The organism is Pseudomonas baetica (genome assembly GCF_019733355.1).
In the GTDB taxonomy this organism is placed as follows: Bacteria; Pseudomonadota; Gammaproteobacteria; order Pseudomonadales; family Pseudomonadaceae; genus Aquipseudomonas; species Aquipseudomonas baetica_A.
In genome coordinates, this window is sequence record NZ_JAIHLQ010000030.1 from 12,845 (window position 1) to 29,096 (window position 16,252).

Annotated in this window: 12 protein-coding genes; all 12 read right to left on the reverse strand. The window is 57.9% G+C overall.

Annotated features, from left to right (window positions below):
* Positions 1-78: 78 nt before the first annotated feature.
* The 12 genes from K5E40_RS23995 to K5E40_RS24050 all read right to left on the reverse strand — a co-directional run bounded on the left by K5E40_RS23995 (position 79) and on the right by K5E40_RS24050 (position 16,157).
* Complete coding sequence (locus K5E40_RS23995; RefSeq protein ID WP_221732929.1) at positions 79-468, reverse strand: hypothetical protein; 390 nt, start codon at positions 466-468, stop codon at positions 79-81.
* Positions 469-611: 143 nt separating this feature from the next.
* On the reverse strand, positions 612-2,783 hold the full coding sequence (locus tag K5E40_RS24000) for an autotransporter outer membrane beta-barrel domain-containing protein (RefSeq protein ID WP_221732930.1): 2,172 nt from the start codon (positions 2,781-2,783) through the stop codon (positions 612-614).
* Between the two features lie 269 nt (positions 2,784-3,052).
* Positions 3,053-3,826 carry an OmpA family protein gene (locus K5E40_RS24005; protein ID WP_221732931.1) on the reverse strand — a complete coding sequence of 258 codons (774 nt, stop codon included), beginning with the start codon at positions 3,824-3,826 and terminating at the stop codon, positions 3,053-3,055.
* Positions 3,827-3,837: 11 nt separating this feature from the next.
* Positions 3,838-4,251, reverse strand: a complete 414-nt coding sequence (locus K5E40_RS24010) for a DUF4398 domain-containing protein (RefSeq protein WP_221732932.1) — start codon at positions 4,249-4,251, stop codon at positions 3,838-3,840.
* 261 nt (positions 4,252-4,512) lie between these two features.
* Positions 4,513-8,160, reverse strand: a complete 3,648-nt coding sequence (locus K5E40_RS24015; RefSeq protein ID WP_221732933.1) for a transporter substrate-binding domain-containing protein — start codon at positions 8,158-8,160, stop codon at positions 4,513-4,515.
* Positions 8,161-8,787, reverse strand: a complete 627-nt coding sequence (locus K5E40_RS24020) for a response regulator transcription factor (protein WP_221732934.1) — start codon at positions 8,785-8,787, stop codon at positions 8,161-8,163.
* A 153-nt stretch (positions 8,788-8,940) separates the two neighbouring features.
* Positions 8,941-10,128 (reverse strand): EAL domain-containing protein, encoded by a 1,188-nt coding sequence (locus tag K5E40_RS24025; protein WP_260455988.1) that lies wholly within the window; start codon positions 10,126-10,128, stop codon positions 8,941-8,943.
* A gap of 148 nt (positions 10,129-10,276) precedes the next feature.
* Positions 10,277-11,293: a fimbrial protein gene (locus K5E40_RS24030; RefSeq protein ID WP_221732935.1), complete on the reverse strand. Its 1,017-nt coding sequence runs from the start codon at positions 11,291-11,293 to the stop codon at positions 10,277-10,279.
* Positions 11,290-12,036 (reverse strand): molecular chaperone, encoded by a 747-nt coding sequence (locus K5E40_RS24035; protein ID WP_221732936.1) that lies wholly within the window; start codon positions 12,034-12,036, stop codon positions 11,290-11,292. The genes K5E40_RS24030 and K5E40_RS24035 overlap by 4 nt, the downstream gene beginning before the upstream one ends.
* Positions 12,037-12,082: 46 nt before the next feature.
* Positions 12,083-14,524 carry a fimbria/pilus outer membrane usher protein gene (locus tag K5E40_RS24040; RefSeq protein ID WP_311775978.1) on the reverse strand — a complete coding sequence of 814 codons (2,442 nt, stop codon included), beginning with the start codon at positions 14,522-14,524 and terminating at the stop codon, positions 12,083-12,085.
* Positions 14,525-14,609: 85 nt separating this feature from the next.
* Positions 14,610-15,140: a fimbrial protein gene (locus K5E40_RS24045; RefSeq protein WP_221732937.1), complete on the reverse strand. Its 531-nt coding sequence runs from the start codon at positions 15,138-15,140 to the stop codon at positions 14,610-14,612.
* A gap of 300 nt (positions 15,141-15,440) precedes the next feature.
* Entirely contained in the window at positions 15,441-16,157 is a 717-nt protein-coding gene (locus tag K5E40_RS24050; protein ID WP_123533034.1) for an MgtC/SapB family protein, read from the reverse strand.
* Positions 16,158-16,252: the final 95 nt, after the last annotated feature.

A 16,252-nucleotide genomic window follows, 5' to 3' on the forward strand; every position in this document is an offset into this window, starting at 1 on the left:
TGTTGAGGGGCAACACAATTTTGTGGAATCAGAGGCCTGAATACTCTAAGAAAGATCCCAAAATGCGTAGGAAATTTCCTAAGCGCCAAGAGACATCAGCACGGCGTCCAGGGACTGCCGGTCAGGCGTCTGTATGAGGCTCAATTGACGTCGCTGGCTGGCATGGATCATCTCAGCCCTTAACTGACCCCGACGTGCGTCATAGATCACACCGTGGCGAATCTGCGGGTTGCTGAGGAAGAATCGCACCGGATCAATCCCCGTAGCCGCTAACAGTTCGCCATTGATGATCATCAGTTCAAAGCCTTCGAAAGGATCGTGCGAGTAATGAGTCAAGCCCAGCAACTCCCGAAAGGACTGCGCGGGAGTCAGCCTGCGGCAACCCAGCTCCTTGAGAGACTTCTCGATTCTGCTACGCAGATAAGGCTGATCTTCGACGATCAGGATTCGCCAGCATTTGTAGGGCATGTGATTTCAACAATGGCGTGAAGGTAGATCACGCTAATCAAAAGGCTCGACGATCTATGTAAGAAAGTTCTGAAAATCGCCCAAGACGCATACGAATTCCCTTAATAAAGACGCGCCGGGACTACCCGGCGCTGCCTTTTTTCTTACCAGAGATAGCGATAACCCAAGCTGACACCGAACGGTTGTTCGATACCGTTGCCCTTGGCGTACTCGGCATCCAGAGAAATCTTGCTTTTCTCCGTGACTTGCAACACGCCACCGAACCCGACTTCCACACGGCTACCCGGCAATTCCGCATCGAATTTATTGCCGTTGACGGTGACCTTGCTGCTGCCCGCGTGCTCGGTAATGAAGGATGCTTTGACGTATGGCTGGGCCTTCATACCGTTACTCAGTTCCAGACTGCGACCAAAGAGCGAACCGACACGACTTTGCAGCGAATTCAGATTATCGGTCTTGACCCGCAGACCGTTGCTGGCGGTATAGCTCGCGCCCTGAGTCTGAGTGGCCGTGATTTCCACCTGCGGCTCAACGAACCAGCCATCTTTGAGCGCGATGCGTTTGCCGATCTCGATGTCGGCACCCACACCATTGGTGCTGTAGGAACCTTTTACCGAATTACCCAGATTGCTCGGGGTTTTGATGTCGTTATCGAAGCGGCTGTACTTCAACACGCTGTCCACATAGACGCCGTTGTCGTTCAAATAGGTGGCATAGAGGCCGAACATGCGGCTATCGATCTCACCCGAGGCGCCCTCGCCGAAGTTCAGGTCCGAACGGGCCGTGCCGACCATGGCACCGACATAGACTTTGCCGCTGTCGATCGCGAATGCCTTGTCGGCACCGATTTCCAGACCACTAACGTCCTGGGTGTAAGCACGGCTGGAGTTCTCGCTGACATCGAAGCGCTTACCGATGGCACGCGTCCAGATACCACCGTCGTCCTGCCCCATGCGCAATTCACCCAGACGTTTGACCAGCGCATTCATTTGCGCACTCCACAGACTGGCGCCAGCCGTGTGCGCGGCGATGGCGGCGTTAGTGCCCTTTGAGAGGTTTTCCGGCCGTGGGTTGACTGGCGTCGGCGGCGTCACCGGATCCAGTGGTTTTGCTGGATTGACAGGCGTCACTGGATTGACAGGTGTTACCGGGGCGACAGGCTGTTCTGGATCGGCAGGCGTGACCGGAACGACGGGATCGCTGCTGCCACTGGCCAGCACCCAGTCATCACCCTGTTGCTGCAAGGTGTAGCGGAACGCGCCGGCATCGACATGGCCACCGTAGAGTCCAAATTTCGCACTGCCGCCCTGGGTATCGACCAGCACCAGACGCCCGTCAATAGCCGCGGGTTCATGACCGGAGTCGCCCACGATCAACGTATGATCGCCACTCGCCAGGCCAGCCCCCTGCACCACCAGCAAATCACTTTGCTGATTGGCGATATCGGTGTTCATCAGGATGTTGCCGCTGCCGGACAATGCATTGACAGTGAATGTCTTGAAGCTGCCATCCGTACTTGGCACAAAGGCAACACTGCCGCCATTGAGCGTCAGGGAGTCAACGGTTTTCACGCCGTTCTCCATGACATTAACGGTACCGCCTGCGTCCGCGACCAGCCCGTTGGCCTGCGCGCCCTTGTACAGATTGATTCGCCCGCCATTGCTCACGGTGCTGTTGTTGACCGTGGCGGTGTCATAGACACTCTGCAAGCCACCGTCGATGCGTGTACCGGTTGCCACCGTGCCGCCGAACATGCCTATTTGCAGACTCTGCTCCCCACCGCTGTTGATCAGGGTGTCTCGCGCCACGCCCTGATTGGTCAACACCTGCAGCCCGCCACTATTGATGACGGTGTCAGTTGCAGTGCCCCCGACAGTCAGAGTCTGAACGCCATTCTGATTGATCACGGTACGGTTGGCCCGCCCTGTCGTGGTTTGCACCGTCTGTGCGCCACCGTTCAGAATAGTGTCGTTGGCCACACCGGAGATGCCCACCACCTGTGAGCCGCTGGCGTTAACGATGCTGCGGTTGGCAATGCCACTCTGAACGTTCTGGACGCCGTTGACAGTGGCGTCATTCGACACGCCGTTCTGAAAAACCGTCTGACTCCCGGTGACTGCGATCAACGTGTTGTTGGCCGTACCGTTGGTGCCAATATTCTGCGTGCCACCGACCACTGTTTCACCATCGACTACCGCGCCGTTGTTGACGGTTGAAGTGAACGCGTTCGCCTGTACCGGCAGCAACAGGAAGATAGCCAGCGCAAGGGGCGAAAGCGTCAGTGCAGGGTTCTGTTTGGAGTTGATCGTCTTCATGTTCAGTACCTCGTTCTTACTGCCGGGTCGACAGTGGAAATGCCAATGGCATAGGGGCTGAGCGGCGACTGATGGAAGGCCGGCGGCTCAGTTGAGGTCTGTAATTTAGAGATCGAAGAGAACTTGCTGAGTAGGAAATTTCCCTACATTTGTAGGAAATTTCCGAAGCAAATGAGCGGTATCACAAGCATTCGTCTAGCGTAAGTACAACACTTGCAGCAAACCCGCTCTCCTCACGAGAGAGCGGGTATCCGGCTTTACGGGTGCAATCAGTGGCGCGCGCCCACCACCTCTGCTCCATTGGACAGAATCACTTCGACCCGCCGATTGTGCTGGCGTCCTGCCGCGCTGCCGTTATCGGCCACCGGGAATTCCTCGCCAAAGCCCTGAGTCACGATACGCCGACGATCCACCCCCAATTGCGACAACGCACTGGCGACAGAAGACGCGCGGCGCTCGGACAACACCTGATTGGCGGCCTCGTTGCCGACGTTGTCGGTGAAGCCCTCCACCCGCACTTTGCGCTCCGGGTTACTGGCCAGGAAGTCGGCCAGGTGCTGGAACTGACGCTGGCTGCCGTACTTCAAATCAGCCTTGCCGGTGTCGAACAGCACGTCACCGAAGGTCACCACCTCACCCCGATCCGTCTTCTTGGCTTTCAGTGCTTGCAGGGCCTTGAGCTGCTGGGTACGGACATCGAGCTGCACCTGAGTGCGTTCGGCGTCGATTTTCTTTAGGCCGGCCTCCGCTTGGCGACCGACAATGGTCTGCTCGGCCGCAGCAATTTTCTGGCTGGCCAGATAAGCCAACTGATCAACATCTGGCGCCTTGCGATCCTTGAGGGAAGCCTGATCGGCCTTGTTCAGCGCAGTGAACGCGTCCTTGGTTTCGATCGCCGCGAGCGTGTTTGACTCGGCTTTTTGTTGCAGCGCGGCGAATTGCGCACGGGCTTGCAGCAATTGCGGGTTTTCCGGCGGTGTGGCGCAACCGGCGAGCATCAGGGCAAACAGGGAAACGGCTGGCAGTAATTTGAAAGTCTGCATGGGGCTTTTCCTTATTGAGCACTGGCAGGCGGATTGAAACCGGTAACCGGGTCTTGCAGCATTTCCTGCTTGAGCACCTGGATGCCGCTGCGGGCGTCTGTCAATTGCTTCTGCCACTTCACAGCTCGCGCCTTGCGTTCGGCCAGGTTGGCGTCAGCTTCGATCTGCTCGGCCAGCACTTTGGCTTGCGGGTAATTTTTCTCGCCCAGGGCGCGCTCCATCAGGAACATCTTGTCCTGCGCCGCCTTCATTTCCAGTGGGGCATATTGGGTCGCATCTGCCGAAACGGCACGATTGACCGCCTCTTTGGACAGCGAAATCTGTTGCTCCGGAATCGGTGCGCTGGCACAGGCACTCAAAGCTGCCGCTACAACCAGCACGCTGACCGACAGTCGCGCACGGGAAGACAGATGTTGAAGGTTCATCAACTGCTCCAAACAATAAAAGTGGGATGACACGCAGCGCGAAGGGGAGTCGGCGTTACCGAGAATCAGTGCCCCTGCTCGTTGCGTACGGCGCTTCGACAGGGGCCGTCAGCGTTGCGCTGATGGCCCCTGTTGATCGCCCGTTGTCTGAATCAGCCTTACGCTGAGTCCACTGCACGTTAACGAGGGAGGGTCATTGGCGAATGTAGGAAAATTCGCAAATATCGACGTTCAAAACGAAAAAGATCCAGCGAACCGCGATCAGTTCGCCAGGTAGGTTTCCAATTGCGCGGCGAGGTGTTCCATGGCTTGCTGCAGGGCGTCCACCGCCTCGGTCAACACCGCCGAATCCAGACCTTCGCTGGCGGTTTCCAAGGCCTCACAGGCCTGAATCAGCGACTGCGCCTTGATGATCCGCGCGCCACCCTTGACCCGGTGTGCAAGGTCAGCCAACCCTGGCAAATCATGCTGCGTGAACAGTCGCATGAGTTTGGCCATGTCGTCGTCATTACTGGTGGCCAGATCCGTCAGCAGACTCTTGATTGACGCCCGGTCACCGCGGGTCAGTTGCTCAAGACTGCTCACGTCAAAATCAATGCCACCCTCCGCGTTGCCGGTATCCTCTTCTTCGGTTACAGGTCGGACATGAGGCGTTATCGAAGCCAATCGCGCGTTCAGATCCTTGAGGCTGATGGGCTTGAACAGGCAATCGTCCATGCCCGCCTCTGCACAACGCAACTTCTCCTCGGCCTGTGCATTGGCGGTGAAGCCCAGCACCAGGCTGCGTGGCAACGCTCGTGCGGTTTCTTCGTCGCGTATCGCCCGCGCCAGCTCGTAGCCGTTCATGATCGGCATGTTGCAATCGGTGATGACCACATCAAAAGACTCATTGCGCCACGCCCGCAAACCATGGGCGCCGTCCTCAGCGTCCGTGACCCGGTGCCCCAGATAAGTCAGTTGCTGGGACAACAACAAACGGTTGGCCGGATAGTCATCAATCACCAGGATATTCAGCGCCCGACTGACCGTAACCGGTTCAATCTCGGCCACCGCAACGCGGGCCAATGGCTGCAAGGTGGGTAAACTCAGGCGCACCTCAATCTGTGTGCCCTGCCCCAGCGCACTGTGCATCGTCAGCGAGCCACCCATCATTTCGCACAAGGTGCGGCTGATCACCAGACCCAGCCCGGAACCGCCCTGCACAGACTGGCCATGGTTGCCAGCCTGGGTGAACGGCGTGAACAGCCGTTGCTGGTCTTCCACGGATATCCCGCGACCACTGTCTTCGACCCGCAGACATAGCGCCAACCGATCCTGGTCAATCGCAGGTTCTACCCGCACACGCAATACGACGTGACCCACCTCGGTGAACTTGATCGCATTGCTCAACAGGTTCGACAGCACTTGCTTGAAGCGCAGCGGATCAATCAAGACGTCTACGTTGGCCAGCGCATCCAGATCCAGTTGCAGGCGCAGTTGTTTTTGTCGCGCCAAGCCTTCGAATATCCGCACCACCGACTCGATCAGCTCACGCAGATTGGCCCGCTCCGGAGCCAGCGACAACCGGCCGGATTCGATCCGTGCGATGTCGAGAATGTCGCCAATAAGATCGAGCAAGCCCCGCGCCGCGCCCGAGGCCACCTCAATGGCGAAACGATCCATGACGCCCTGATCGGCTTTTTTCATGGCCAGTTCAAGCATCCCGATCACGGCATTCATCGGTGTGCGGATCTCATGACTCATCGTCGCCAGGAACGTGGTCTTGGCGCGGTTGGCATCGTCGGCGCCGTCTTTGGCGATGCGCAACTCGTGCAACAGTTGCTGGCGTTCGCTGACGTCGATCCAGCCGGAAATCATCCCGCTGACTTCGCCATCACTGCCACGGTAAGGCAGCATCCAGTGATAAATAGTCAGCAGACGACCGTCTGCCAGACTGAGCTTGCGATCCTCAACTCGCGGCACGCCTTCATCCATGACTTGCCGGTAATCGTTCGCATAGCCCTGCGCCTCGATAGCGTCACTCAGCACGCCGTCGGTCACGGTTTTACCGATCACGGCTTCGCGTTCAACGCCAAACACTTGCAGGTAACCGCTGTTACACGTCACCAGCCGTCCTTCGCGGTCGCGCACATAGATCGGGTGCGGCGTGCCGTCGATCAACACGCGCATGAACTCCATCTGGTCGTTGAGGGCGATTTCAGCCTGGCGCCGCTTGCGCATCAGCATGCGCAGGTAAGCAATCCAGCCGAACGCCACCAGCAACAACACACCGGCGATGACGAACCCTTGAATGATCGTGCTGCGATGGCGCAGCCAATAACTGTCGTCGACCACCACTTCAGTGCGCCAGCGGTTGGTCAGCTCATCCATTTCTTCAGGGGAAATGCTCAACAGCGCCTTGTCGAGAATCGAGTACAACTCCAGCGCACCGCGATCGGTCGCCAGCGCTATACGCGCCTGCTGGGTCCCTACGGTGCTGGTGATTTGCAGCCGGCCGCGATACTGGCGGGAGATCAAGTAACGGGCATTGAGCAAGGAATTGATCGCACCATCGACCTCGCCCTTGGCAACCATGTTCATCGCATCGGCAGCATTTTGCGCCGTCACCAGGTGCACCCGGGGAAACTGCTCCACAAGGTATTCGCGCAACACGTTGCCGCGAATCAACGCCAGACGCTTGCCGGCCATTTGGTCCAGGGTCTGGGGAGCGCCCTCGCCGCTGGCCGTAACCAGTACGAACGGGTTGGTCAGATAAGGTCGGGTAAAACGCAAGGCACCTTCACGCTCGGCACTGGGGGTAAACGCGGCGAGCATGTCAGCCTTGCCGCTGGTCACCAGATCGACCAGGTCAGCGACTGACTCGGCCCGTTGTACGTCGAACTTCAGGCCGGTGCGCAGGCTGATCTTGGCCAGCACATCGGCACTGATGCCACGAAAATTGCCTTCATTGTCGAAGAACGTCAGCGGAAGAAAGTTCTCATTGATCGCCACGTTTATCCTGGGGTGACGCTCCAGCCAGCGTTGCTCGCTGACGCTGAAGTGCAGGGTCTGTCGCCCGGGCATGGTCGCGCCCCCCGCACTCCATCGGCGCAAAATACTCATGCGTTCAGTGGTGGGAATCGTGTCCAGCGCTGCATTGAGGATACGCAACAGTCGGTCGTTGCCACGAGACACAGCAAAGCCGAATGGCTGCACTTCCAGCCGCGAGAAATCACTGAGCTGCACGTTATTGAGGTAATTCTTGCTGATCAGGTAGTTGGAGCTGATCGAGTCGCCCAGGTACACGTCCGCCTGACTGAACGCCACCGCACCGATAGCGCTCAAAGTTGAGGGATACAACTGGATGGTGGCCTTGGGATAGAACGCCTTCACCACTTCTGGTGGCAAATAGTGATAGAGCATCGCCACACGCTTGCCAGCCAGATCCACCGGCAGATCCTGGTTCTCGCCGATGCGGGTCAGCAACGTCGGCTGATCGTCGGCATAGGGCCTGGACACTGCCAGGTCGGGATCAACTGCCTCGTAACCATTGGCGGTGCCAAGCAAATCGATCTCACCGTTTTTAAGCGCAGCCAGCACCTCGTCGCGCGACTCAAACCGGCGCACCTCGACCTTGATATGCAGCAACTGAGCGATCAACTGCGCATAGTCGGCCGTCAGACCTTCGTAGTCATTGTCATTGGTGGTAATGCCAAACGGTGAGTAATCGGGAGCCGAAGCGCCCAGCAACAATGCTTTGCGATGCCGCAACCAGCTCCAGTCCGACTCGTCGAGTGAAACCGCATATTCATCGACCGTCGAACGCCCAAGCAATTGCAACGTTTCAGGCTCAGCGGCAAAAGCATTGCCGGCTAGCAGAAAGCCAGACAGCAACAGCCCCGCAAAGCACTTTCTGAAAGAAGTATTCATCTAGACAAGGTTATTGCGCTTGGCAAAATCGGCGAGGTACACCACCGATTTGACCTTGAGCTTCTCGATCAGCCGGGTCTTGTAAGTGCTGACGGTTTTGTTGCTCAGCAACATCGCTTCACCAATTTCCTTGTTGCTCAGCCCGTTGGATAACTGTTGCAGGATCGTCAGCTCACGATCGGACAGGCTCTGGATGAGTTCAAGATCGGTGGCATCAACATCGCTTCGCCGCACCGAACTGGTGGCCAGATTGGGAAAGAAGGTATAGCCGTCCATCACAGCCTTGATGGCTTTGATCAGCTCATCAAGATCGTTGGTTTTGGAGATATAGCCAGCGGCGCCGGCCTTCATGCAGCGCATGGAATAGAACAGCGCCGATTGCGAGGTCAGCACCAGCACCTTGCTCGACAGCCCCAGTGCACTGATACGCGAAATCACTTCCAGCCCATCGAGCTTGGGCATGGCGATATCCAGAATAATCAGGTCCGGAGCGTGTTCACGGGCCAGTTGCACAGCGTCGGCGCCGTTGTCCGCCTCGGCCACGACGTCGAACTGTTCCTGTTTGAGCAGCATCTTGACCGAAGAGCGAATGAACGGATGATCGTCCACAACTATCGCTTTAAGCATAAAAACCTCTGGAGAGCACGCCGGCAACCGACATCGTCAAGGCCATGAGTGTGAGTGGGACAGCAAGCCATTCGGTGCGTGCGGCAAAAATACACGAGCGCGAATGAAGTGTAGGAAAATTCTGCAGCCATATCGGAGCAAACGGTGAAAAGTTCACCGTGCGCTTTCCAGCGTTTTCAGCCACTGCAACAAATCGTGCCCATTCATGGGCCTGGCCAGGTGAAACCCTTGGCCGGTCTCACACCCCAGTTCCAGCAGCCCCTCGCGAATCCGCGGACTACTGACCCCCTCAATCACCAGCCTCATGTCCAGCGACTGCGCCAGCCCCTGCGTGCAGGTCACCATGGCACGATTGCGCTGGCGATCCAGACGCTGGACGAAGCGTCCATCGAGCTTGATCTGATTGAACGGTAGCTGGCAGAGCAGCTTGAGCGAAGAGAAGCCCACCCCGAAGTCATCGACCGACAAACCGCAGCCCAACAGTCTCAATCGCAGGAGGTTTTCATGGATGCCGGGGGCGCTGTCGAGCAAGCCGTTTTCCGCGAATTCGAACATCAGCGTCGAGCCCTTGAAGGCATGTCGCTCGAGTGCCCGTTTGATGTGCTCGATCAGTTCACCGTTCGCCAGTTGCGAGGCATGCAGGTTGAACGCCAGCGTCAGGTTGACGCCTTGGCGACGCAAGATCCCCATCAGGCTCAAACCCTGTTCCAGCAGGTGTTTGAACATCTGGTCAATCAAGTCATACGCCAGCACCGCCGCCAGGAATTCACTGGGCAGCAACACACCCCGCGCCGGATGCTGCCATCGCGCAAGCGCTTCGACGCCGACGGCTGCGCCGGTCTGAAGTTCGACCTGCGGTTGAAACCAGGCACGGAACTCGCCCAACGCCAGCCCACGCCGCACTTCCTCTTCAGTAGGCAGCTCTCTGCGCAGCATGTTCGGCACCGGAACTGCCCGCGCGCGGCTGTAGCGGTGCAACAAACGATGCACCGAGCGCAGTTGAATCGGTCGACGGAGTATCCCCAGCAGTTGCAGCCCGGCCAACGATTGCATGTGCCCCAGCGCACGATGCAACTCCGGCTGCAATTCGCTGCACAGCACCACCGCGCGCACCATGCCGCTTTGACTGGCGCGCCGCAGAAACTCGAGGCAATCGAGTCCGCGATCAGTCAGGTCGCACAGCACGATGTCGACGCCGCCATAGAGGTGCATCTGCACCATCGCATGTTCGCCATCTGTGGCTTGGACCACGTCGTGTACGCCCAGGCGCTGCAACATCTTGACCAGCACGCTGCGCGCAAAACCTTGATTTTCCAACACTAGAATACGCGGGGAAGCCATCGTCAATTCATCGCTTAATCGAGCTGAGAGCAGGCATATTGGCGATAGCCAAAAGCGTGCTGCGAAGGACTTATCCGACAGTCATGTAGGAAATTTCCCAGAGATAACGCCTGCAAAAAAATGCCGCCGTTGGCGCCGGCGGCGTGCCTCAGTAATAGATGATCTGCACCACCATGATTGCCTCGAAAGGCCCGACCTTGGGATCGCCCAACGATACGACCGAAGCGCTGAACGGCACGTCGATATGAGTCACGTCCGCCGGGAAATTGACCAGCGGAAAGGGTTCGTTGATCGGTACCAGTTGGTTGCGTGAATCGCGCACCTGAATGCCGAACTGGCTATCACTGGCCGGCACGATGGTGTAATCACCCTGCTGCTGAGTGGTGACCAATGTGGCGCCCAGGTTGATCGCCGTGCTGCATCGTTTCTCCAGCGCCAGGCTGAAAGGCCGGGTCGGATTGGGCGGTGAGAGGCCGTTGGCGGTTTTCTGGATGACCCCGAAATCGACGATTCCCGGCTCAGGGGTTACGGTCACATCAACACTGCAAGCCGTGCCGACAATGTTTTGCAGGCCGCTGAGTTGAAAACGGAAATTGCCAAACGGATTGCCTGGCCCGCCGTTGAGTCCATATAACCCGTCGAACTGGAAGACGTCGTACGTATCTTGTGAGGGCCGCTGCAGCGGTAACAGCCCGCGTTTGCGGATGACCACCTGAAACGCGATGCTCGGACTGACCAACGAACACGGCAACATCTCTGCATCATTGGAGGCCGAGGGGCAGCCCCGTGAAACAAAACCGGTATTCACCCCTTGGGTCGGGTTGGCGCTCCAGTCACCGTCCCAGGCTGTCACCCCCTTGTACACCAGACCAAATTCAATACCCCAGGGTGTCGCGTTCAATCCAGCCGGGTTGCCGTAGAAATAGATCGGGTCGTCTTCGGCAAAATGGATGTCGTGAACCTTCCAGCACTTGGCGGGCACCACATGCGTTTTCGAGCGCCAGATGATCGTACCGTCCGGCACCGTATCGGGCACCGACACCGGGCCGATGTATTCACTCAGGTACGAGCCGTCATTCAGCGATTTGCACAACATCGCCCAGGACGCCTGAGAAAACATCAGCAACAGCATCGCCAGACAAAGCCTGAGCGGCGTGCGCTTCATGGCTTGACGCCCGTGCAGACGTTTGCCACGCACTTGAACAGCGAATCGGTCTGCCCTCCGAAGTCGTTCATGTTCGACACCCGCAGCGAGGTGAACGCCGTGCTGGTCAACGGAAAGCGTGCGTTGGCGTAGGGCGCGATCATGATCGTGTCGATCGGCATCCGGGTCTTTTGCTCACCGGCCAGCAGCCCGACCACGGTGATGTGAAACGGCGTCGGGTTCTCCACCGAAAGCTGTTTAGTGCCCGGATCGATTTTCAGCTTCAAGCCCAGCGCCAGATCATCTCCACGCTCGCGTTTGACCGAGGCCGGGCGATAGAACAGCTTGATCTTCGACTGCAAGGCGATCTGCATCGAATTGACAGCCTGAGTCTTGGGTGGAATCTCGCGCACGTTGAGGTAAAACACCGATTCGCGATCTTTGGGCAACGCCAGCTCAGGCAGTTTCACGATGCGCAACACACTGCTTTCACTGGGTTCAATGCGCTGCAATGGCGGCAGCACCATGAACGGCGACGTGACCTTCTGGCCGGCTTCGTTTTCGATCCACGACTGCACGACAAAAGGCAACTGCGCGTTCTTGTTACTGAGCGTGACGCTGACTGACGGCGCGCTCTCCTCGAACACGATTCGCGTTCGGTCCGGCACCACCGCCGCGTTGGCCAATAACGGAACACACAGGCCTGCAATGAGGCCCAAACGATTGAACAGGCCACGGGTTGTGGACAATGAAAGAGATTGCATAAAGGTTCTCCGCAAGGATAAAGGCCGGGTCAGGTTCAGGCCCGGATTAAAGGCAGCGCACGGGTTTGGCGATGTTGGTCACGACGTCTTCTTCAGGCAGTGCGGCCAAGGCACAACGATTGACGTCGTCCCACACCGCGACCAACTCAGCCTGCGCTTTGACGCCCAGCAGATAAGTCACCCCGCCTTCACCGACGATGCCCACTTCCTTGTTTGTGTGTTTGTCCTGTACCGACGCGCCGAAAGGCACCGGTTTGCCATCAGATCGGGTCAACGTCACGTAGGCGTTATGCCCACGGGCGGTGGAAAAATTCACATAGCCGATAGCGCCCTCGGTCAGCGCCAGACGCTGGATCGGGTTTGAGACTTCGGTGTTGAGCGGCAATTTTTCCATGTTGATCCGCGCTTCATAGGCCTGGAACGATGGCAAACCGTCCATCACCGCGTAACCGGCCTGGTTGGAGCGTGTCTGACCACTGAACGCCACGTCCGGCACGCCATCGGTCGATACCAGCAAACGGGTATCGCCATTCGAACCGTTGCCATGGGCCGACACGCCATAGCGGGTGGCGACCAGCGAACTGTCGAACTCGCCGGTCAGCGAACGGTAGGTGCTGCCATCGGTGGTAGCAGAAGCGTTGGCCCGATAGGTGGATGCTCGTTTGCCGACATAAGCATTGACGTAGCGGTTATCACCGATCCCGCCATACACCTGATAATTCAGGCCATCGCCGTCGTCGTGGCTATACCCGACGTTGCCCGACGACGCCCCGGTCCCCGAGCGCTGCATGTTGCTCGACAGCATCGAGTTACCGCCCAGCGGAATGGAAACCCCGAGATAGATCTGCGAGTCGTTCTGCCGCGTATTGCGGGTTTGATACGCGGACAGGTTGGCATTGATGTTCTTGACGTTGCCGATTGAAAAACTGCGCGCCAGCGACAGACCGAAACGCTCGGAGGGCGCCGCGTCCCAATAGGTGGAATGGTCGTAGGAGACACTCGTCGACAGCCAGGAAAAATGCTTGGCCAGCGTCACCGAATAGCGCTGTTTACCCGAGTTCAGCGAGTAGGAATCAGGGTCGCCGACAAACTGCGAGAAGTTGGTAAACGTCTTGTCTGAAAAGCGATAACCGAGAAACCGCAGGTCTGTGCCAATGGCATCAAAACGCTTGGAATAGTTGATCCGGTACGAGTTACCCACCACCGTTTCGCCACTCCAGCGCAACTTGGCCCGCGAGGTGGTGACATCTGCCGACAACGCGCCGAACACGCCCAGATCCTTGCCGACGCCGATGGCATCCGACAGGTAATCCGAGGCTGCAAGCACGCCGCCATACACCGTCCAGTCCCGTGGCAAACCGTAGGCCAACTCTGAAGCAATAAACCCGGGCTCGGTGCCGCCGGCACCGTTGAGCCGCGGCTGCCCGGCCGAGACCTTGTAGCGCAACTCGCCCTCGCGGGACAAAAACGGTACCGCCGCCGTGGTGACCGTGAAGGTCTGTTCGGTACCGTCCTCTTCGCGCACGGTGACATCCAGCGTGCCCTGGGCGCTGCTGTTCAAATCCTGAAGGCTGAATGCGCCAGGCGTGACCGTGGTCGAGTACAACACTCGGCCCTGCTGCGACACGGTCACGGTCGCGTTGGTCCGCGCCAAACCACTGATCAACGGCGCATAACCGCGCAGACTGGGCGGTAACATGCGGTCGTCGCTGCTCAACGTGGCTCCACGCAGGGCAAACGTATCGAACACATCGGAGTTCAAATAATCTTCGCCCACCGATAGCTTCGAGCGAATGGCCGGCAAGGCGCGATAGGCATAGAGACGGTTCAACTGGAACGCTTTGCTGTTGATGTCACCGCTCTGCTGACCGGACTCTTGCCGGGCCTGGTAATCGGCACGAATCCGCCAGGCGTCAATGTTCACCCCGGCGGTGCCGTAACTTTGCAACGAGCGGGAATCACCGGACGCCGTGGACTGGCGGCTGTTGGCGATCACCCGGTAATCGAGCAATGCACCGTCCAGCCCCTCGCTCCAGGCAGCCGGGGGAATGTAATTGGGATCGTCATATTCGAACGTCGCCTGCGGCAGACTGATCGAAAGTCGGCCCAGACTTTTGATGTACTTGATGCTGGCGTTGTCGATCCCGCGCAAATCAACGCACTGGCCGTCAGCCAGCCTTGGCAGGCCCTTCAACACCTCCGGTTTCAAACCGAACATCGCCACCAGTTCTTCCGGCAGGCAGGCGTAACTTTCCTGCGGATCGTCAGCACTTTTGAATTCTATGGAACGGCTGCCGAAGTAACGCTGATTGACAGTAATGTCCAGCAAGTAACTGCCGGGTACTGTGTATTGGGCATGGGTAAACTGTCCGAGGCTGATATTGTCTTTACGATCAATATTCAGAAACTCCGAATTGAACTCCACGGCATTTGAATAGCGCGCAGAGAGGATCAATACGCAAGACACGAAAAGTGTGCGGCAGTACACGGGCAATACCCTTTAAACAGTGCTCTGACAGATAAGAAAAAAGGGGCTATCGCCCCTTTTTCTTAAAACAATCAATACGGGCGTATCAGTTGTAGGCAACGGTGAAGTTGGCAACGCTGTCCGCTTCACCGGTGGTCACAGCAGCCGCGGTGGCTTCGTACATCGCCGCGAAGGTCACGGTGTTGTTGCCGTCTTGCAGAACGACTGGCGCAACCTGCTCCTTGCCGTTATCGAGCATTTCACCGGCGCTTGCCTGCAGGCGAATGCCGACGTTCTGGGCCAGGCCAGTGGTGGCGAACAGTGCAGGAACCGATGGATCCTGCACGCCGCTGAAGGTGAAGCGGGCGTTCTTCTGGGTGGTGGTGTCGCAGTCGGTCAGGACGATGTCGAACTTGACCGGGTCGGAGCGATCACCCGTAGCCTTGAAACGGTTCGATGGGACCTGACCCAGCGAAACAGTTTGATCAAGGGAGCTGGCGTCGATACCACATGCACCGGAAACGATTTCACCGATAAAACGCACGGTGCCTGGGTTGCCGGTTGCTGGCGCAGCATTGGCGAAAGAAGCAAGACTCATGGCAACAGCAGCGGTAGTCACAGCGAAAAACTTATTCATCGTAGGCATCTCTAGGGATAGTTATTTATCAGGCCCAGCGGCCTGGCTTCCCAAATAACTCACGAGCGGCAATCTGGCTTATCGCTGTAACAAATAAACCATGGCTTATTCCGACAACTGAAGCCCCCATACTTTTGGCCATCGCCGCCGGTATTTTCCTGGCCCAACAGTTGTGAAAAAAGTAATGCCTCACTGATTATTCAGGACGCAGGGCATCTCTGCTCCGGGGAAAATAATGAGTGATGCCTACGCGTGAAAATGTAAGTTTTTTCCCTCCGAAATGTAGGATATTTCCCAGCGCTAATCGGTTGTACTCGGACTCCAGAAAGCCTGCACCACCAGCGTCGACGTCGAGATCCGCGCCACCAGTGCGTCCAGCTCGTCACCGTCGACCGAGGTGGTTGCCAGCGTCGCCTCGATCTCGATTTCATCGGCGCCAAAGGCATGCACGTCTACATCGCTGGCCGGGTAGTTACTGCGTTCAAGCTCCGCTTCGAGCAAGGCAAATACGGCTTTTTGCTGCGAGCGTCGGGCGATGACGTAGACGATGTTGGTGACTTCGGCCGAGACCACGTCCAGCGGCTGACGGTTGATGTTGTTGACGATCGGTCGCAGCAAGGTGTTGGCGGCGAGGATAAACAGCGTTCCTAGCACCGCTTCGGCCAGCAGATCGGCACCGGCGCAGGCGCCGACCGCAGCCGATGTCCACAGGGTCGCGGCGGTGTTCAGGCCACGCACGTTGCCCTCTTCGCGCATGATTACCCCGGCACCGAGAAAACCGATACCGGACACCACGTAGGCAACCACGCGCACCGCGCCTTCAGCGCCGGCGAGACGGTTGGCCATGTCGACGAAAATTGCCGCGCCAACGGCGACCAGCACATTGGTGCGCAGGCCGGCGGTGCGTTGCCGGTACTGGCGCTCGAAGCCGATCAGGCCACCGAGAATGAAAGCCGCGCTGAGGCTGACGAGAGTGTCGAGCAGCGAGGTGAGGTTGAGGTTGTTGATGGCTTGCATGATGAAGTCCTCCTTGAGAACGCATCCCTCCTGTGGGAGCGGGCTTGCTCGCGAAGGCGTCGTGTCAGTCAAATACGTTCAACTGACACTCCGCT

Excerpts from the sequence above, each read along its gene's own strand:
- K5E40_RS24045 (WP_221732937.1), bottom strand. The coding sequence starts at position 15,140 with ATGAATAAGTTTTTCGCTGTGACTACCGCTGCTGTTGCCATGAGTCTT.
- K5E40_RS24000 (WP_221732930.1), bottom strand. The coding sequence starts at position 2,783 with ATGAAGACGATCAACTCCAAACAGAACCCTGCACTGACGCTTTCGCCC.
- K5E40_RS24020 (WP_221732934.1), bottom strand. The coding sequence starts at position 8,787 with ATGCTTAAAGCGATAGTTGTGGACGATCATCCGTTCATTCGCTCTTCG.
- K5E40_RS24050 (WP_123533034.1), bottom strand. The coding sequence starts at position 16,157 with ATGCAAGCCATCAACAACCTCAACCTCACCTCGCTGCTCGACACTCTC.
- K5E40_RS24035 (WP_221732936.1), bottom strand. The coding sequence starts at position 12,036 with ATGCAATCTCTTTCATTGTCCACAACCCGTGGCCTGTTCAATCGTTTG.
- K5E40_RS24005 (WP_221732931.1), bottom strand. The coding sequence starts at position 3,826 with ATGCAGACTTTCAAATTACTGCCAGCCGTTTCCCTGTTTGCCCTGATG.
- K5E40_RS23995 (WP_221732929.1), bottom strand. The coding sequence starts at position 468 with ATGCCCTACAAATGCTGGCGAATCCTGATCGTCGAAGATCAGCCTTAT.
- K5E40_RS24025 (WP_260455988.1), bottom strand. The coding sequence starts at position 10,128 with ATGGCTTCCCCGCGTATTCTAGTGTTGGAAAATCAAGGTTTTGCGCGC.
- K5E40_RS24015 (WP_221732933.1), bottom strand. The coding sequence starts at position 8,160 with ATGAATACTTCTTTCAGAAAGTGCTTTGCGGGGCTGTTGCTGTCTGGC.
- K5E40_RS24010 (WP_221732932.1), bottom strand. The coding sequence starts at position 4,251 with ATGAACCTTCAACATCTGTCTTCCCGTGCGCGACTGTCGGTCAGCGTG.
- K5E40_RS24030 (WP_221732935.1), bottom strand. The coding sequence starts at position 11,293 with ATGAAGCGCACGCCGCTCAGGCTTTGTCTGGCGATGCTGTTGCTGATG.